Origin of the sequence: Brevibacillus jepli, from assembly GCF_047229145.1 — a bacterium.
Taxonomy (GTDB): domain Bacteria; phylum Bacillota; class Bacilli; order Brevibacillales; family Brevibacillaceae; genus Brevibacillus.
On sequence record NZ_JBFEFW010000007.1, the window covers coordinates 18,038 to 36,005 of the forward strand.

The 17,968-nt window shown below is 48.4% G+C and carries 18 protein-coding genes; 4 read left to right on the plus strand and 14 right to left on the minus strand.

Going from position 1 to position 17,968, the window contains the following annotated elements:
- Positions 1-4: 4 nt before the first annotated feature.
- From AB1L17_RS09365 to AB1L17_RS09410, 10 genes are all read right to left on the minus strand, one after another.
- Complete coding sequence (locus AB1L17_RS09365; RefSeq protein ID WP_412844750.1) at positions 5-859, minus strand: ABC transporter permease; 855 nt, start codon at positions 857-859, stop codon at positions 5-7.
- Positions 860-875: 16 nt separating this feature from the next.
- Positions 876-1,796, minus strand: a complete 921-nt coding sequence (locus tag AB1L17_RS09370; RefSeq protein WP_412844721.1) for an ABC transporter permease — start codon at positions 1,794-1,796, stop codon at positions 876-878.
- Positions 1,797-1,813: 17 nt separating this feature from the next.
- Positions 1,814-3,412, minus strand: a complete 1,599-nt coding sequence (locus AB1L17_RS09375; protein WP_412844720.1) for an ABC transporter substrate-binding protein — start codon at positions 3,410-3,412, stop codon at positions 1,814-1,816.
- Between the two features lie 25 nt (positions 3,413-3,437).
- Entirely contained in the window at positions 3,438-4,316 is an 879-nt protein-coding gene (locus AB1L17_RS09380) for a MurR/RpiR family transcriptional regulator (protein WP_412844719.1), read from the minus strand.
- Positions 4,317-5,810: a M81 family metallopeptidase gene (locus AB1L17_RS09385; RefSeq protein WP_412844718.1), complete on the minus strand. Its 1,494-nt coding sequence runs from the start codon at positions 5,808-5,810 to the stop codon at positions 4,317-4,319.
- A 205-nt stretch (positions 5,811-6,015) separates the two neighbouring features.
- A complete protein-coding gene (gene codY, locus AB1L17_RS09390) occupies positions 6,016-6,792 on the minus strand; it encodes a GTP-sensing pleiotropic transcriptional regulator CodY (protein WP_412844717.1) in 777 nt (258 codons plus the stop codon).
- 190 nt (positions 6,793-6,982) lie between these two features.
- Positions 6,983-7,759, minus strand: a complete 777-nt coding sequence (locus tag AB1L17_RS09395; RefSeq protein WP_412844716.1) for a sporulation protein — start codon at positions 7,757-7,759, stop codon at positions 6,983-6,985.
- 56 nt (positions 7,760-7,815) lie between these two features.
- On the minus strand, positions 7,816-8,361 hold the full coding sequence (locus AB1L17_RS09400) for a sporulation membrane protein YtrI (RefSeq protein WP_412844715.1): 546 nt from the start codon (positions 8,359-8,361) through the stop codon (positions 7,816-7,818).
- Entirely contained in the window at positions 8,358-8,669 is a 312-nt protein-coding gene (locus tag AB1L17_RS09405) for a YtrH family sporulation protein (protein WP_412844714.1), read from the minus strand. The genes AB1L17_RS09400 and AB1L17_RS09405 overlap by 4 nt, the downstream gene beginning before the upstream one ends.
- A gap of 224 nt (positions 8,670-8,893) precedes the next feature.
- Complete coding sequence (locus tag AB1L17_RS09410) at positions 8,894-9,118, minus strand: hypothetical protein (protein ID WP_412844713.1); 225 nt, start codon at positions 9,116-9,118, stop codon at positions 8,894-8,896.
- A 361-nt stretch (positions 9,119-9,479) separates the two neighbouring features.
- Here AB1L17_RS09410 and AB1L17_RS09415 point away from each other — a divergent pair, with 361 nt between their 5' ends.
- Positions 9,480-10,730: an MFS transporter gene (locus AB1L17_RS09415; RefSeq protein ID WP_412844712.1), complete on the plus strand. Its 1,251-nt coding sequence runs from the start codon at positions 9,480-9,482 to the stop codon at positions 10,728-10,730.
- A 105-nt stretch (positions 10,731-10,835) separates the two neighbouring features.
- Positions 10,836-10,973: a hypothetical protein gene (locus AB1L17_RS09420; protein WP_412844711.1), complete on the plus strand. Its 138-nt coding sequence runs from the start codon at positions 10,836-10,838 to the stop codon at positions 10,971-10,973.
- A gap of 71 nt (positions 10,974-11,044) precedes the next feature.
- On the opposite strand, the gene AB1L17_RS09425 is transcribed toward AB1L17_RS09420, so the two are convergent.
- A complete protein-coding gene (locus AB1L17_RS09425; RefSeq protein ID WP_412844710.1) occupies positions 11,045-11,560 on the minus strand; it encodes a hypothetical protein in 516 nt (171 codons plus the stop codon).
- 15 nt (positions 11,561-11,575) lie between these two features.
- A complete protein-coding gene (locus tag AB1L17_RS09430) occupies positions 11,576-12,655 on the minus strand; it encodes a M42 family metallopeptidase (RefSeq protein ID WP_412844709.1) in 1,080 nt (359 codons plus the stop codon).
- Between the two features lie 155 nt (positions 12,656-12,810).
- Here AB1L17_RS09430 and AB1L17_RS09435 point away from each other — a divergent pair, with 155 nt between their 5' ends.
- Both AB1L17_RS09435 and AB1L17_RS09440 read left to right on the plus strand, forming a co-directional pair.
- Positions 12,811-13,650 (plus strand): GNAT family N-acetyltransferase, encoded by an 840-nt coding sequence (locus AB1L17_RS09435; RefSeq protein WP_412844708.1) that lies wholly within the window; start codon positions 12,811-12,813, stop codon positions 13,648-13,650.
- A 120-nt stretch (positions 13,651-13,770) separates the two neighbouring features.
- Positions 13,771-15,072 carry a BaiN/RdsA family NAD(P)/FAD-dependent oxidoreductase gene (locus tag AB1L17_RS09440; RefSeq protein ID WP_412844707.1) on the plus strand — a complete coding sequence of 434 codons (1,302 nt, stop codon included), beginning with the start codon at positions 13,771-13,773 and terminating at the stop codon, positions 15,070-15,072.
- 238 nt (positions 15,073-15,310) lie between these two features.
- Here AB1L17_RS09440 and AB1L17_RS09445 read toward each other — a convergent pair whose 3' ends face one another.
- Both AB1L17_RS09445 and AB1L17_RS09450 read right to left on the minus strand, forming a co-directional pair.
- A complete protein-coding gene (locus AB1L17_RS09445) occupies positions 15,311-15,520 on the minus strand; it encodes a hypothetical protein (RefSeq protein WP_412844706.1) in 210 nt (69 codons plus the stop codon).
- Complete coding sequence (locus tag AB1L17_RS09450) at positions 15,517-17,961, minus strand: septation ring formation regulator EzrA (protein ID WP_412844705.1); 2,445 nt, start codon at positions 17,959-17,961, stop codon at positions 15,517-15,519. Before AB1L17_RS09450 ends, AB1L17_RS09445 begins: the two co-directional genes overlap by 4 nt.
- Between the last annotated feature and the right edge of the window lie 7 nt (positions 17,962-17,968).

The following is a 17,968-nucleotide window of genomic DNA, read 5'->3' on the forward strand; positions in this document are numbered from 1 at the left end:
TCCATTACCTCGTTTTCGGGTCGAATGCATCCCGTAATCCGTCACCTAACAGATTGAAGCCAAGGACAACCAGCATGATGGCCAATCCAGGAAATATGGACATCCACCAGGCCTGACTCAAGAATGCCTTGCCGACAAAAACCATCGCGCCCCACTCTGGCATGGGCGGTTGAGCACCCAGTCCAAGAAAGCTCAGAGCCGCTGCAGCCAAAATACTCACTCCGAATTGAATCGTAGAAAGCACAATGATCGGAGACATAATATTGGGTAAAACATGCTTCAGCATAATTTGCCAGTCTCTGATCCCCAAAGCGCGAACGGCTTCCATGTACTCTTTCTCTCGAATCGAGAGAACTGCAGAGCGTACGACCCTTACATAGGACGGAATAACTGCAATCACTACGGCGATCATCGCATTGGTCAAACCAGGTCCCAAGACCGCAATCACTGCAATTGCCAGAAGCAGCGCGGGCAGAGACATCAAAATATCCATGCCCTGCATGATAAACAGATCGAGTCGACGATAATAGCCAGCAATAATGCCGAGCGTCACACCTATGAAGGTAGAGAGAACAACCGTAATCAGACCCATTAGCAAGGAAATGCGGCCACCATGCAGCAGGCGGGAAAAAATATCTCTGCCGAAATCATCCGTTCCGAGCAGATGAGTCAGACTGGGAGCGCTTAATCGGCTACTAAAGTTCATTTGTTCGACAGGATGAGGGGCGATGACTGGCGCAAGAAGCGATCCCAGTGTAAAAACAAGCAGAATGACGACACCTGCCATTGCTGTTTTATTACGGCCAAGCCGCTTGCCTATCCCTCCCCAATACGACTCCGGACGATTATTGATCACAATCCATCTGCTCCCTTCCTTAGTCGAAATGGATTCGTGGATCAATGCGGCTGTAAATGAGATCCACGATCAAATTGGTTAAGGCAAAAATCAACGCCATGAAAAACACCATGCCTTGTATCGTCGGCATATCGCGCTTGCTGATCGCTTCAATCGCCAAACTTCCGATTCCTTGCAGAGAAAAAACAGTTTCCACGACAACGGCACCAGCCATAAGAGAACCAAACTGCAAGCCGATCATCGTCACAACAGGAATAATGGCATTTGGCAGCCCGTGGCTAAAAATGATTCGTACAAGCGCCGCGCCCTTGGCCTCAGCGGTTCGCATGTAATCCTGCTTGATGACCTCCAGCATGCTGGAGCGGGTCATGCGGGCGATCATTCCCGCTTCCGCCATGCCCAAGGTGATCGCTGGCAGCAGTAAGGAGTGAAAGCCCTCATAACCGGAGATCGGAAACAAAGCCAGCTTGTAAGCAAATATCCAGATCAGAAACAGCGCAATCCAGAAGCCAGGTGCAGAAATACCGAGTAGGGAGGAAAGGACCACAAGCCGATCGATAATCGTGTTTTGCTTAACAGCAGCGATCGTCCCCACGAGAATGCCGAATATTGCGGCAATGATGACACTAAGGATGGCAAGCTGCAAGGTGATGGGGAAACGGTTCACAATTTGATCCCATACCTTTTCACCTGTAAATAAAGACGTTCCTAAATCGCCAGCGAACAGCTTTCCGACGAACTGCAAGTATTGCTGCCACAATGGCTGATCGAGACCTAGCTTCGCTCTCAATTGACTGGCGGCCTCTGGTGTTGCAAATTGACCGAGTATTTGTGTTGCGGGATCGCCAGGAATGAGGTGCACCATCAAGAAGATCAGGACGGATACGCCAAGCAAAGTACCTATCAGGGATAGTAACCTTTTTACTACATATCGGCGCATGCCTTCACCTCCGTTGTCTATTTTTCGAGTGTGACATCATGCAACGTAACATTTTGCGTGTACGGATTGACCGTAAAGCCTTTGACTCCGCGAGTTGCTATCACCGTTTCACTTACCCATAAAGGGACCCACGGCAAATCATTCAGCAATATCTCCTGTGCATCTTCGTAAATCTTGAGACGCTTCTGCTCATTCATTTCCAAACGTCCTTTGTTCAGTAAAGCATCCAGCTCAGGGCTGTTGTAATGAGTGCGGCTCGTCGAATTGCTCTTTTCAAAGATGAGGTATAAGATATCAGCATCAAACCAGCCGTAGTACATCAAAGCCATGTCATAAGACTTTTTCGAAATGCGCTCTTTCATCGTCGTCATTTCTTGCACGCTAATTTTCATATCAATACCCGCTTCTTTCAGCTGGCTCTGCAAAATCTGCACCGCACGCTGAAATGCTGGCTCTTGAGAGACGAGCATCTCCACAGACAACGGTTTTCCGTCCTTATCTACGATGCCATCCCCATTACTGTCCGTCCAGCCTGCTTCCGCCAGCAACTGCTTCGCTTTGCCTAAATCCCTCGTATACAACTGCTTTGCCTTACTTTCAATCGCTTCACTGTAGCCATAAATCGTGGGTGCCAATGGACCATAGACTGGCTTGCCGAAGCCGTTCAACGCTACCTGAACAAGTGGATCTCGATCTACGGAGAGGGCTACTGCTTTGCGCAGACGGACATCTGAAAACAACGGATGCTTATTGTTAAAAGCGATGTATTTGTTTCCAACGTCCATCACTTTCTCAATCTTGACTCCGGGCAATGTCTCAAGCTCCGCAACCGAGTTCGCGGGCGCATCATACAACACATGGACCGTACCCTTTTTGAATTCCATCAGTCGCGTATCGTCGTCTTTCATAAGCCGGAACATAATGCTGTCTACCTGAAGAGGGCCTTTGTTGGCAGCGTACTCCGGTCCCCAGTTGTAATCAGGATTTTTCTTGTAGGTGAGTGAAGCACCCCGCTCGCGTTTGTCAAAGATGATCGGCCCCGTTGCGGATGGGGTATCTGAGAAGCCATCCCCTAATTCTTTTGCCTTTTTGGCGTCAAGAGGTGAGACTAATCCACCGACAATGACGTTAACAAAAGGGGCAAACGGTTGGCTAAAATGTACCTTGAACGTATGCTCGTCAGTTGCTTCCACTTTTTCAATCGGACCTGCAAGCCCCTTCACTGGCGAAATGGCAAGCAAACGATCAAACGATTCTTTTACCGACGCTGCCGTCATTGGATCTCCAGAGTGATAGCGGACATCTTTGCGTAGGGTAAATGTCCAAACCTTGCCGTCCTGCGAGATTTCGTACTTTTCTGCCAAACGCGGATGGAGTTTGCCTGTTGCATCGCGGGTCAAAAGAGGCTCGTAGATTAAACTGTTTTCCATGCTCAGCCAGCTCGTTTTGTGCATATCAAGCGAGTCCGGGTCAGTCAGGGAAGCGATGACTAATGTGTTTCCTTTGGCCGACGTTTCATTCCCTGCTTGATTGGTCGGCTGTGAGGAGCAGCCTGCGACTAAAGCCGTGGCTAGAAACACACCCAAGACTCCTTGCTTCCACCTGTGCATTTTCATATTCCATCCCCCTTATCAATTGCCGTTACATTTCGGTCCCTTCCACAAACGGGTATATTTGTCGACTTGTCTCTTCGTATTCTTTCAGCCTTTGTTGTACCTGTTCGCCATCAGCCTGGACCACACCACTGATCAAAATATTCAGCATGGAAAAGATCGCCGTCATTCCTTTTAAGGCTGTAGGAGCAGGTGCGCTGACTTTCAAAATTTGGTCGGCTACTGGCCCAATTGGAGATAGCTCATCGTCTGTAATCCCGATGATTTTGGCGCCTCTCTCTTTGGCTGCTTTTGCAAACAGAATCGTTTCACTCGTATAGCGGGGGAAGGAGAGTGCGATCACGAGCCACTCCTGATTGATCTGTGTCAGCAGATAGTTGACGTCATCAACTGGCCCATTGTACAAATGAGCGTTTCCTTTGACGACATTGAGCGTAAAAGCAAGCCAATGGGCAGGAGCATAGGAGCTGCGAAATCCGACAACGAGAATGTGCTTGGCTGCCATAATAGTTGAAACCGCTTGCAAAAGATGATCCTTTTGCAGCTCCCCTAACGTTTGCCGAATATACGCAACATCCTGCTCCATGTTATAGGAAATCAGATCTTGTTTATCTTTCATCTCCACCGCCGCTGTGCGAAAACTGTGGATGGCATCAGCTTTTGGAACTTTTTCCAGCAAGGTGCTGCGAATCTCATTCTGCAATTCGCTGTACCCGGAGTAGTTGAGGGCGTAGGATAGTCGGATGATCGTCGTTTCGCTCGTGCCGCTCAATGCCCCGACAACCTTGGCTGGTTGGAGAGCAACTGTTTTCGGCTCAGCGAGAATGTATTTGGCTGCAAGTTTTTGTTGGTTGGTCAATTCCGGATAATGCTTGCGGATGCGTTCGGCAACGGATTCCATGATCATCTACTTCCTTGTCATTTGTTGTAGGTTCCACTCGGTGGCCGGATCTAACGGATAAATCGGACGAATAGCTCTCTCGTATTTGAAGAAGCGGAAGTTGAGTGTGGTCAATCCCGGTGAATCGACTGTTATAACGCGTGCACTGATCGGTTCGAAGGCAGCCCGGAAATGCGTGCTTGATTTCAATGCCACAATCTTGTATTTGGTCACGTCAATTCCGTGCAGCAGAAAAATTTGTTCGTCCAGCACCTGAGATTTCACACTGCAAACCAGTACATCTACTCCCTCAATTTGCAAGCGAACGGATTTGCCAAAATTCTCTTGGCCTCCTTGCCCCATCGGTGTCGTCGCAATGAATTTTCCATCTGTCAAAGCTTTGACGTAGCCGGTAACCTCTAGTGGTTCTCCGTGCAAGTAGTCTGTCTTTCCACCGAGGGATACTTGAATGGTTGCGCCGACTCCAGCCTGATGAGCAAGCTGTACCACTTCAGGATCGAAAATAAATCCAAAGCATGCATTCGCAAGCTTGGCTTCCAGCATCGCCCGAAGCAAATACGTTCCGTCTCCGGGTGTTCCTCCGCCTGGGTTATCCGACGTCTCATTGATTACGATCGGCATCCCTTCCGTTTCAAGTGCCATCGCAATGCCCTCGGCAGGAGAAGGCATGATCAGCTCGAATTCATCCCTTTTCTCCCAGATGAGAGCAGCTACATCCTCGCTCACTTTTTTGGCAAGCTCCTGATCGTTATCGGTAACGCTCAAAACGGTTACGCCCAGCTCAGGAATGTCTGTGTACGGAAATCCGTGGAAGAATGCACAGTCGATGACTCCTTCTTCCTTTTCCCACGCCCAGCAAGCTTCGTTGATTTCGCGAGCTGGGGAATGGTGCGTAGCCGATGTCGGAATCAATAGTGGCAGTCTTGTTAAATGCATGGTTGGCTTAACACCTTCAGTAACCATCTTGTGAGCCAGATCGATTGCTTCGATTCCGCGTTCATAGCAGTCCACATGCGGGTAGAGATGGACACCTAATAGCGCATCGGCTTCATCAACCATTTTTTGTGTCATATTCGCATGCAGGTCGAGCGTAACGATTAAGGGAATGTCATAACCGACCAACTCACGTACTGCTGCTAGAAGGTCGCCCTCCAAGTCATCCATTCCTTCTACGACACCCGCTCCGTGAAGCCCAAGACAAATGGCATCTGCACCTTCTGTCGCGGCAATCGTGTCTAGAAGCTCCTTTTTTATACGATCATACGCTTCTCGCAAAATCGTCCCCGCTGGATACGTAAAGGTGAGAAAGGTCGGCAATAGCTCGATGCCCAACTCTTCGGCGCGATCTATCATCCCTCCCGGAAAGTTGCGAACGCCACGATTGCGGTTCACAATCGTTTCATGATGATCCCACTCATAGCTTTGAAACATCTCAAGCGTCGTGGGCACATTGGAAAACGTATTCGTTTCATGCGCAATTCCACCAATGATCACCTTCATTCATAACGCCTCCATTCGATTTTGAAGTATGAACTTTAATTTTTAAATTTTTTGAAGTTTCAACCTTTGTGGACATTATAAGGGCAAGAAAATCATTTATTCAATCGCTAAATCATGAACGTTTTATCGGTACGGCTATACTTGTTGATCCACAAACAAAAAGCCCTCCCTCATACAGGGAGAGCTTCTGTGTTCCACACTCAATTTAAGAGGTTTTCCATTTAGCCAGTTCAGATGGGAACTTGTCATTCAATACCTTGATATATGTACCTTTCATCCCTAACGAGCGGGATTCCAGTACACCCGCGCTTGCCAGCTTACGAAGAGCGTTCACAATCACGGAACGCGTCAAGCCTGCCTGATCTGCCAGCTGACTAGCTACGAGTAAACCTTCGCGAGCATCCAATTGCTCCATAATTTTTTCGATTGCGATCTGCTCGCTATAAGACAACGAGGAGAGTGCAATTTTGGCAAATGTTTTGTCGCGCACTTCATTCTCGATCTGTTCTGTGCGTTGACGAACAATTTTCATGCCGATGACGGTAGCACCGATCTCGCCCAAAATGAGGTCCTCTGTTTCAAACTGCCCGTAAGCACGCAGCAGGACAAGTGTGCCAAGACGGCTTCCGCCTGCATTGATCGGAACAATCGTCGTCATCATTTGTGGGAAGATAGAATTCAATTCTCTTGGTACCAAACTATACGGGCTTGTAATCGGCTCGTTTGCTAATGTTTGCGTGACTTCAAGCAGCTTCTGATGTACACCTTCCTGTAGCTGCGTGGACGAACGCCCCTCTTCTTGAAGGGAAATTTCCTGATTCATCCCGCTTCCCAGGATCGAGCCATCTGCGGTAATGATGTAAACATTTGCAGAAATCACTTCTGACAAAAGTCTTGCGAGGTCTTGAAAACCTACTCCGCTTCCACCCATCGTTTTTTGAAGCATCACATTAATCTTTCTCGTTTTTTCCAACAAATTCATAATAATTTCCTCCTTGGATTCTTCATGCTCACAGTATTGTCAGAAAAATCCAGCCCTATACATGCAAATCGAAAAATTAAAAAGACACCGGTTGGTACCGATGCCGACCTCCATAGAAAAAAGGCTGACCGAGTGTTAACCTTCACTCTGTCAGCCTTTTTCACAGTCATCTTCTACTTCACTCTGTTCACTAACGAAGCTGCTGCTTAAGGCGCGCCTCAATTGCTTCTGCAATGATATGGGTATGCTTGTTCATGTCTGCATCGGTTAGGCGGAAACGGATGTAGCGTTCATCCAGATTAAACGCTTCTTCAAATGCACCCAAAAAGCCTCTCGCCCGCTTATCCAGTTCAAACAAAACTTCCAATTCACCCTCACGAAGGTAAAAGACTACTTCGAGTTCTTCTAACTGGCTGCGGTATGGCCCTGTTGGACGGAATTCAAATTCCTGTACGAATGGATGATTGCGACCCAGGTGACGATTGTATTCGCAGTCTACCTTATACAATTGGAATCCGATCTGTTGAACAGCATCCAGTACTTTTGACATTAATGGATGTGGGCGAACTTCGATGAAATCGGAATCACCCGGGTCAATCGCATTTTTGATATCGAGACCTGTCCGCAAGTAAACAGGTTGACGCCCCATCGTTAAAGGAGTCTCATACGGCAATTGAAACGCGAAAGGCAACACTTTTTCTTCCTTCGGCTGCAATTGCACGCGCTCAGAAAGACGATATTTGACAAGGGTGCATTCTTCCTTTGTCTTGCTATCGTTGATTTCTCTTTCGTAATGTGTGACGACGTACATGTAGATTTCGTCGATCTCCTGGAGCACATCTCCTCCCTTGATATGGACCTCACCTCTTACCATATCCCCAGGAATGAGTGAATCTTGCTCAAGACGTGCATCTACTTGTGCAGAACCAATACCTACACTTGCCAACAGCTTTTTGAACATGGACATGTGTTCGCCTCTCCTTTATACCGACCCAGACCTAATAGATCCGGCTATCAGCTATTCTATATAGAAATATACGGCGGAAGAAATAGAAAGTTTCGCGCAATCTTTTGCCAAACATCATCTGGTATAACGGCTGCTGTCACAAACACATGCAACGTTCTACTGATCACGACCGTCTTGATTCGCACCTCAACTGTCGTCCGATCGGACAAAATATACTCGCGGCGTCGCAGCATTTCATGCAAGACCTGATGTACCTCCGCAACCTGCTCGATCTTCTTCCCTTTTAACGAGGCAAGATCTTTTTCCAGACGATCGACGACTTGTACGACAATGGTGGCGTGAAGGGGCTGCTTCTGATCTGTCGGGAGCACAGATGCGCGTACTTCTTCAATGACGATCTCTTGCTTTTTACGATACACTCGCTGATTTTGCTTCAGTTCCTGATTTTCCTCGTACAGCTTTTTATTTTGCAGCTCCAAGCTCTTCTTGATCAGCATCATCTGTTCCATTTCGCGTCCGTATGTAAACAAAATAACAGCTCCGCCCAAGAGACACCCAAGGAGCAGAAGAGAGACATAACGTTTCCAAAACGTCACCTTCATGAGCGCACCTGTACCAGCCACTGTACACAAATCGTTCCAATATGGGCACCCAAAAAAGCGACGACGATCATGACGAGCTGCTTTACGACAGGTGTCAAATTACCCATCAGTATTTTTTCCATCTGCAAAAAGGAATCAAAGGTTCCGCCTAAGGCCCCAACCAATCCCCAGATTTTGAGCTGGTCTGCCAATTGGGCCATAGATAAGAGCGGGGGTTTATCTGTGAGAAATGCGCCCACTCCCCCTGATAGAGAGCCACCAATCACAATGCCATAAGCTACAAAAAACGTCAAAATGACTTGTGCCATGTTGTCCATCCTCCCGAACAAGCAGCGTATGCTTATCCCTACGCTGTTTATCCCGGTTTTATAACAGGACAGGGTAGCCTTCCCAATAAGAAAACCTCTATCGAGGCCGATTCAACGTTGAGCGACCGCGTATTAGCGGAAAGTTTCCATGCGCTCCGGAATTTATTTTATAAATGCCTATACGTTAAAAAACGGCATGCTTAGTTGGCAGCATGCCGCATGCATCAGCGATGGTTCCTTCCCATTTTCCTCAGTTTCTTCTCAATGCGCGGCGAGTTTTCGACCATCAGATCCATAAACAAGTTGACCATCTTCGGATTACGCAGCATCTGGTTGAACACATCCGGATTTTGCTTGAACCATTGCTCGTTTGCCTTAATCCATTTCTTGAATGCGTGGTTGGACTTGTAATAGTTATTCAATTGGCGAACCGGCCGATATGCACTCATCTTAATCTATCCCTTCGTCAAAAAATATGGAGAGGAGAAAGATGATCACGATGATCCAGATGATCACTTCGAAACCATCCTCGTTGAAGAAACCAAAACCTCTCACGCCTGATCCCCCCCTTCATTCTGCTGCGCTCCTCGCACCATTACATACCGCCCATGGTACCTTTCCCTATAGGTATATGTGGCGCCACGCATCTTGGATTGGACGCTTGCCTGTCTTCATATCGTTTTTGTGTGCTGGCCTACTTTTTTTGTGAAAAACGACTAGACGTTTTTCATAAATCAGGATGTGACCTTTGCATAGAGACGAGCCTTATCCACTCATACTAGAGAGGAATGAATCTAAGAGGAGACGATCATGACGGCCTCTACTGGATCTCTGTTGCGCAACAAACCTTACTTGCTGTTACTGATCGTTGTCTTTTTCATGCACATGGCCTCCTACTTGGTTATTCCCGTCTTCCCTGTCTTTTTGCAAAAGGTACGAGCGCTCCCTCTCTCACAAGTAGGCTTTATATTGGCAGCGGGGAGCATCACGTATCAAATCGGAAGCCTGGTAGGCGGACCACTGTCGGATCGCTGGGGCAGACGCTCTATCCTTGCCTTGGGTGCATTATTCCAAGGATGTGCCATGGCTGGCTATCACTTCAGCCATTCCTACGGTTTCTTCCTGCTCTTCTCCTCTGTCAACGGCTTGGGTCTTGGTCTTCTCGCGCCAACCATAAAAGCCATGATTGCAGATGAGGTGGAGGATGGACAGCGCACGGATGCCTTTTCATGGCGTGGGATACTGGCTCATAGTGGGATCATTGTCGCAGGCTTGGTCATTACGTGGATGACTGCGGGCGGGCAACAGCCTTTTTTAGTAGCTGCCTTCGTATTTGGAGCGCTTTCTGTCTTCTCTCGCTTCATCCTTCCTGATGATCGCTGTGTAGGCTCTGATTGCAAGCAAACACCGATCAAGGAGTATCGTCACATCTTGACGCACCGCAGCTTCTTGCTTTTTTCTGCGATTACGCTCTTGATCTGGGCAATCTATGCTCAGTTCGCCATGATCCTGCCGCTGCGTGGAGAACATGTCCTGCATTCTGCTACACTGATTGGGCTTATTTGGACGATCAACTCTCTCAGTGTTGTCGTCCTGCAAGGATTCATTTCGCGCTTTGTTCTTCAGCGCATCAATCCGTACTTGTCTGTAACGATTGGGACCATCTTATTAGGCACAGGGCTAACCCTTATGGGATGGGCGAACCATTTCCTCACATTGAGTGGCGCTGCGTTTCTTTTTATTTTGGGTGAGATGCTGTTCATGCCTATGCTGGACAGTCTTGTCACACATTTCGCTCGGGAAGAATGGTTGGGGGCGTACTTTGGCTTCTCCAATTTCGTATCTGGACTTGGGACTGCTCTCGGAACGAGCTTGGGTGGAGCCATGGTGGAGAAACTTGGGGGCGTAGGAAGTATGAATCCGTGGATCGTGTATGGAGTGATTACGCTGTTTTTGGCAGCGGTTCTCGGATTGTTTGCCCTGTACGCGATTCCCCGCTACAAAAACACGCAACCTGCTGACACTCCAATGCAAAATCGCAGAAAGGAAGGCGCCACTTGAATACAGAGGAACGAGATCAGTTGGAGAACAATACGACCACACGACTTCGCCGACAAAGCAAATCGACTTGGCAGCCATGGCTGTAAGAAAGAGAGGAGCATTACTATGAGCAAGCAAAACCGAGATACATCAGCAGAACAAAATCGAGTCGAAAACCGCAATCGCCAGCCCAAAAACGTACAAAACGATGCACCGGGCTACGGAGACAAAAAGCTGGAGGGACCTAATCGGCCTTCCACCTAGTTCTCAAACAAAGTAAAAAAAGTCATTTTGCACCTCCTGCGGGAAGGACAAAATGACTTTTTGCGTTTCTTCTACGAAATCGGTACGAGCTTGTACGGCAAGGAAAATGCTTCGAGTCTGTCCAAAAATGCTTGGCTAGATCCTTCATCAGGCGCAAGCAGCTGGAGATAGCGTGTGAAATAAAACACGATACGATCTGCTTCGCCTTCTTTCAAGCGATAGTGTGACAGCTGGGCGATGTCAGTCAAGTTGTAAAAATACTCATAGCGCTCCTCCGTGAAAGGCGCTTGAAATGTTCGGCTGACAACAACCCCATTGCTCTGATTTTCTCGCATGTTTTCTTTGGTCGCTCCGAGAAAACGAAGCAGTTCGCCCGCACGCTTTGCTCCCACCTTTTCGAGCAGCATGCTGTCATTGTACTCGATTTCTAGTTCCGTCAAGTTGTTTCGAACGGCGTCTAGCATCGCCATCAGCACTTTGCGCACTGCCAAATTCTCCGTGGCAAATTGATTGTCGAACACATTAAATTCAAATGACGTAGATTCGCCCTGACGTCGTGTATACAGAATGATCGCGTTCAAATGCACTCCTCCACTTTCTACTTATCTGGGCAAAATGGATTCCCATGTCGCTCTGTCTAGCTTGCGAATGACACTGAACAACAGACGCTTCGCTGCCTCGTAATCCTCACGATCAATAATCGAAGCATGGCTGTGAATGTACCGGGAAGGGATGCCAATAACGGCTGACGGTACGCCCTTGCCGTGGTACTGAACCACGCCTGCATCTGTCCCGCCTTTTGCCACATAAGTCTGGTACGGAATATTCTCTTCTTCGCACGTGGAAATGAGAAGCTCACGCAGCCCCACTGGCATGACATACATCGGATCGTATATGCGCATCAGAAGTCCTCCGCCGAGCTTGCCGCCTTCGTCTCTTACGCCCGGTATGTCTGTGGCTGGACTCGCATCCAAAGCCAAAAACAAATCCGGATCGATGGACGCAGCGGCTGTTTTCGCACCGCGCTGACCGGTCAATTCTTCTTGTACAGTGGCCCCGACATAGACGACATTCGGATGATCTGGTTTTTCATGCAGCTCTTTTGCGAGCTCGACTGCCAGACTGCAGCCATAGCGATTATCCCATGCTTTTGCCATCAGGCGACGCGGATTGGCCATTTCCTGCAATGGGCACAGCGGCACTACCTGCTGGCCAGCACGTACCCCTACTCGTTCTGCTTCCTCACGTGAATCCACGCCGATATCAATGTACATGTTGCGTACATCCATCGGGCGATTACGCTGGTCGTCGCTCAAGACATGTGGCGGTATAGAGCTGATCACGCCTTCAACTGGGCCATTGTCCGTAATAATTTGCACCCGTTGAGCGAGCAGGACTTGTCCCCACCAGCCTCCCAACGTCTGAAAAGAAATGAATCCCTTGTCAGAGATCCGGGTGACCATGAAGCCCACTTCATCCATATGGCCCGCTACCATGATTTTCGGACCGTTCTCGTCACCACGCATGACGCCAAAAATGCTACCCAAATTATCGTACATGAGTTCACTTGTATAGTTGCTTATGTATTCCCGCATGATCTCGCGTACCGGACCTTCAAAGCCAGGCGCTCCTGGTGCTTGTGTCAAACGGTTCCACAGCTCATATTGAAATTTATTTTCCATTGCCCAAATATCCTCCTCTACCCTCGTCTCATGCATGCTATCCCTCTCTATTATCAGCGAGGGAGAAGTAAGACGCAACCGCCCGCAAGCAGGAATACACGCGCGTGTCCCGAATGAAGAAAAAAAACGCGAATCGTTTGAGGAGGAAAAAGAAGATGGCATTCACGTTACGAAAATTGACCGAATCAAGTGAAATTGAGCAATTAGAAGGGATAGAAGCGAAAATATGGGACGCTTCTTCGGCCATTCCCTTTCATATGACGCTTACGATGCACAAGTTTGGCGGTCTGTTTTTAGGAGCATTCGATGACGAGGAGTTGATCGGCTTTTTGTATAGCTTCCCTGGCTTCACCAATGGCGAAGCCCATCTTTGTTCGCACATGCTCGGCTTTTTGCCAGAATATCGCAAGCAAGGGCTAGGCGTACAAATGAAATGGCTGCAAAAAGAAGAAGCAGTAGCCGCGGGTTATTCCAAAATTACGTGGACCTACGACCCGCTTGAAACCGTAAACGGCGTACTCAATATCGCCAAGCTCGGTGGAATCGTACGTACTTATTTGCCAAACTGCTACGGACAGCTTGATGACGACTTCAATCGCGGACTGCCGACTGATCGTTTTCTCGTCGAATGGTTTATTGCCAGCGATCGTGTAGAAGCGCGTCAATCTGGGAAGAGCTCTCCTCCCTCTTTTAAGGACGCCCCAGATATTTTGCGTTTAGAAATCATGGACGGTATTCCGCATCCGATCGAAAGTGACTTGTCTCGCGAAGAGCCTATCGTGCTGCTGCCTGTGCCTGCCTTCTTCCAGGATGTAAAACGCGCAGATATGACAGTTGCTTCCATGTGGAGAGAAATGACACGTGAATTGTTCACAGCCTATTTTGCCAAAGGATATGTCGTGACCCATATTCTCCGCGGTCAAGCTACGGTTCGGTATGTGCTAGAAAAGCAGCATTTGGACGATATTTTAGGTACCTCTCCTTCTCATTCCTAGTTGCCATCGCGCGCCGGGTGGGCGGACTGTGGTAAAATGGTGTTTGCCCTACCCTATTTAGAGGCACTTCAAAAAGTCGACTTTTTGAACCCGCACTATACAACAAAGGACGAGAATAATATGAATCGATCACAATACGATTATGACGTAATCATCATAGGAGGCGGTCCCTCTGGCCTGATGTCCGCTATCGCTGCTTCTGGCCAAGGAGCAAGAGTCTGCCTCGTAGAAAAAGGCGCGAAGCTCGGACGCAAGCTCATTATTTCTGGCGGTGGTCGATGCAATGTGACCAATGCCAAGGAACAAGATGAATTAGTTAAACAAATGCCGGGGAATGGACGTTTCATGTATAGCGCTCTCACCCAATTCGGCAACCGTGAGATCATCCAGTTTTTCGAGGAGCTGGGTGTGGCACTAAAAGAAGAGGATCGGGGCCGAATGTTCCCCGTCACAGACAAGGCAGTGACAGTCGCCCAAGCACTGATTGATCTGTTGAAGCGCCGAGGTGCTGTCATTCAACTCAATTGCTCGGTAAAAGAAGTTCTCTATTCAGAAGGGAGAACAGGCGGCATTTTGCTTGCTTCCGGGGAAAAGATCACAGCTCCCTGTGTGATTATTGCAGTCGGAGGCTGTTCAGTACCACAGACAGGGTCAACAGGCGACGGGTATGCATGGGCAAGAGCTGCCGGGCACACCATCACAGAGCTGTATCCTACTGAAGTACCACTAACAGCTAACGACTCCTTTATTCGCGACAAGTCGATTCAGGGTCTGTCTTTGCGTGATATCACGATGACCTTGTATGCGCCAAACGGGAAAAAGATCAATACGCAGGAAGGCGATATGATCTTCACCCATTTTGGAATCTCAGGGCCAGCCTCCTTGCGAATGGGACATTACGTCTCGGTATCGCAGCGAAAATACGGAGCCATCCCACTCTCTCTCACGCTCGATTTCATGCCTGACAAAACTGCCGAGGAAATCCTGTCGGAAAGCTGGCAGTTGATCGAGGAGCAGCCGAAAAAGGCAGTAAAAAATGCAATCAAAGGCTTCCTTCCCGAACGGATCATCCCGCTCTTGCTTGCGCTAGCAGGAATATCAGAAGAAACGACCTTCAGTCATATGAAAAAGCAAGAATGGAGCAAATTCACGAGCTTAATCAAAGCTTTTCCACTCACCATTACAGGGACGCTTTCTCTTGAAGAGGCGTTCATTACGGGTGGCGGAGTGAGCGTAAAGGAGATCGATCCGCGCTCCATGCGTTCCAAGCTCATGGATGGCTTGTATTTTGCCGGCGAGGTCATGGATGTCCATGCCCATACCGGCGGTTATAACATCACGATCGCCTTCTCTTCCGGCCATGCTGCAGGTACTCATAGTGCGCAGGAAGCATTTGAATTTTTTTACGAGAATAACGTTTAGATCAAGAGGGAATGGGGAAACTATGAATCAGGTTCTCTTTTCATGAAAGAGAAATCAGCACATTACTCCCCCCTAGTTGTAATGTGCTGATTTAATAACCTTACTCCCTTTATCTTCCCTGGATGGAGCATCGCCTGCGTGAGCGATGCTTCTTTTTTTTGCCCAATAAAAAGCACCTGCTACAAAAAGAAGGAAGCTCCATCTTTTCATAGCGGGTGCTTTACGTCTGTTCAGTGGTCTATCCGACAAGGCGGAACAAATAAGCAAATCCTGCAAACACAAAGGCTAAGCCCAACAGAAAAAACGTGTTGGCTCGCTGCTTCACGCGCCTTTCGTCCCCTTGAAAATAAGCGTTCATCCGTGCTTGCCAGCGTTTTGTCCGCGGTTGTACCATGACGAGAAATCCAACTGCCAGTAAGAAGAGAGGAAAGAGCATCATCTGGCTCATCCCTTTTTCTTACGACGGAGAAGCCAACGGTTGTCCTCTTCGGCTGGTGCGCCTTCGATTACGAGACGGGCCTCCTCGGCAAGCTGATAGGCTTCTGTGAACGCCAGCTGGCGGAACGATAGCTCTGCCTTCGTCAACAAGTCATTGACTTGACGATTTTGGCGGCGATAGCGGTTTGTGTATTGAATCGCACCCTCTGCCAATTGACAAGTAGAGATGATGCGTTCTGCCATCCGTTCTGTTTCGCTGACCAGATCACTCGCGTCCTGAATTAGCATGGTAACCTCTTCCAGATCATAACGGTACTGCTCCATGATCGTTTTTACGCGTCCCAAGGTTTGTACGACTTCTTCAAACATGTACTTCAATTGATCCGGAATCCCCGGCAGATAGCTGCGCTTGATTTGCTGACGAACGCGGACTAATGTATTTGAAATACGCTCGAGCTCATCCAGTGCATCGTCTTCTGTCTCGATCACCAAATACACTTGCTCTTCTTCCTGAATCATTTCCTCCGGTTCAGGCTCACTCTTTGGAATGACCAGTTCATACTCTTCTTCTTCGTACGCAGGCTCTTCTTCTTTGACTACTGGAGCAGGCTTTTTCGCTTTTCTGTTCATCAGCTGAGGAATAGCTTGCAACAATACGGATCGTTCGGCTTCGCTCAGCTCTGCGGACTTTTCACGACCGGATCGCTCTTCTGCCACCTCCGTCTGCTTGCGAAGAGGGCGATTTTCACTCTCTGCTTCGCTAGTGAAATGCTCACGCTCGATTGCCGGAGCCTGCTCAGGTGTGTGAATCTCTGTTTCGACAGGCGCGGCTGCAGCAGCTGGTTGCTGTTGTGAATCGTCCTGATCCACTTCCAGTCCTTCTGCTCTCTTTTCCACATGCACAGTTTCTGTTTCTTCTCTCTTTGGATTCGCTTCTGCATGTGGCTCGATTTCCGAATGCACCGTCGCGGCTACCTCACTGTTAGCAAGAACACCATCTTCAATCGCTTGATACGTTGCATCAATGAGTACCTCGAACGCCTTTACATGAGTCAACACCATTTGAAGGCTGCCCTCTTCCAAAGCGCTTTTCGCGGACATCACCAATTGCTTCGCCTGCAAGAGAGCATTGTCCAGAGAATCCTGTTTTAAATCAAAGCCGTCACGAACAGCCTGCTCAATTCCTTCTTCCAGGTGCTTGAATTCTTCCGGCATTTCTTTTTTCACGCGTTGTACGAGCTTTGGAATGAGGTCCATCGCTTGTCCTACCTGCTCCAGCACTTGCTGAGCTTTTTGCGTGGTATCGTACGCCGCAATGTCGTCCCCTGCAGCACGCGCAGTTTTCACGAGTTTTCGCATCGTGTCTACCTCATCAAGCGATGCCTTCAGCTCATGGAAAGACAAACCGTACTCCAGACGCAAGTCAGACAAGCGTCGCTCCATCTGCTCCACTTGCTTTCCGATCTCAGGAACAACAACCTTGTTTTCTTGCTTGGTAACTGCCACTTTGGAAGTATCTGATTTCAGTTCATTCAGCTCTTCCTCAATTTGGGTGATGGTCTCTCTCGCCTCATTCAGCATGCCGAGTGCCAACGTAAAGCGGAAGCGATCGCAAGCTTCTTCGGCATCCAGAATCATCATTTCCACATCAGGAATGCGGATGCGCAACAGATTTTCTTTTTTGTCAGCCAAGTGATGGTAACGTACCTCTGTCATGCCGCTGGAACGGCGAAGCGGTTTTTCCACCTCGATGACGTTGATCTTCTCTACGAGTTCTTCTTTCCAATCTTCTACTTCGTCTACTTGGGCAAAAATAGCCCTGCGTCTGATCATCGCATAGATCAAACCGATCGAAAGCCCAGCAAATACCGCTCCAACCAGGTAGATCCACCATGGAATACCACCGAGAGCGCTTTGGGATTCACTTTCCTCCGTTTTACCAGCATCGGTTGCGCCCGGGTTCGCTGTTGCTTGTTTGCTTTCGATTCGGATTAGCTCTTTGTTCACTTCATCAATCAACGTTGAAATACCGGTCAAATACTGCTTTTGTGTTCGAAATGGATCGTAGAACCCAGCGATCTTGTCATGCAGCAATGCCATCGTGGCCCCTTTTGTCTGCAAGGCAGGACCAGCATAAATACCTAGCTGCTCCGTATTCATGTCGAGCACGATCATCATGGCATCGTCCGCCAAGTTGTAATTGTCAAACAGCTTTTGCGCGTACATATCAGGCGATTCAGCTTCCGGAGAAGTACTTTCTACCACCACGACCTTGTAGCTGCCCGGTATGTCTTTCAACGAGTTCTCAAAGCTCGTTCTGTCTTCTTTTTTCAAATAGTTGTCAGCGTCCTGAACAACTTCCTCTTTCTTATCTGGAAACGGCGTCGCATAGGCCGGATTCGTATATAACAACATGCCTGCCAAACAGAGCATGAATAGTTTTCGTTTCACTTGTCAT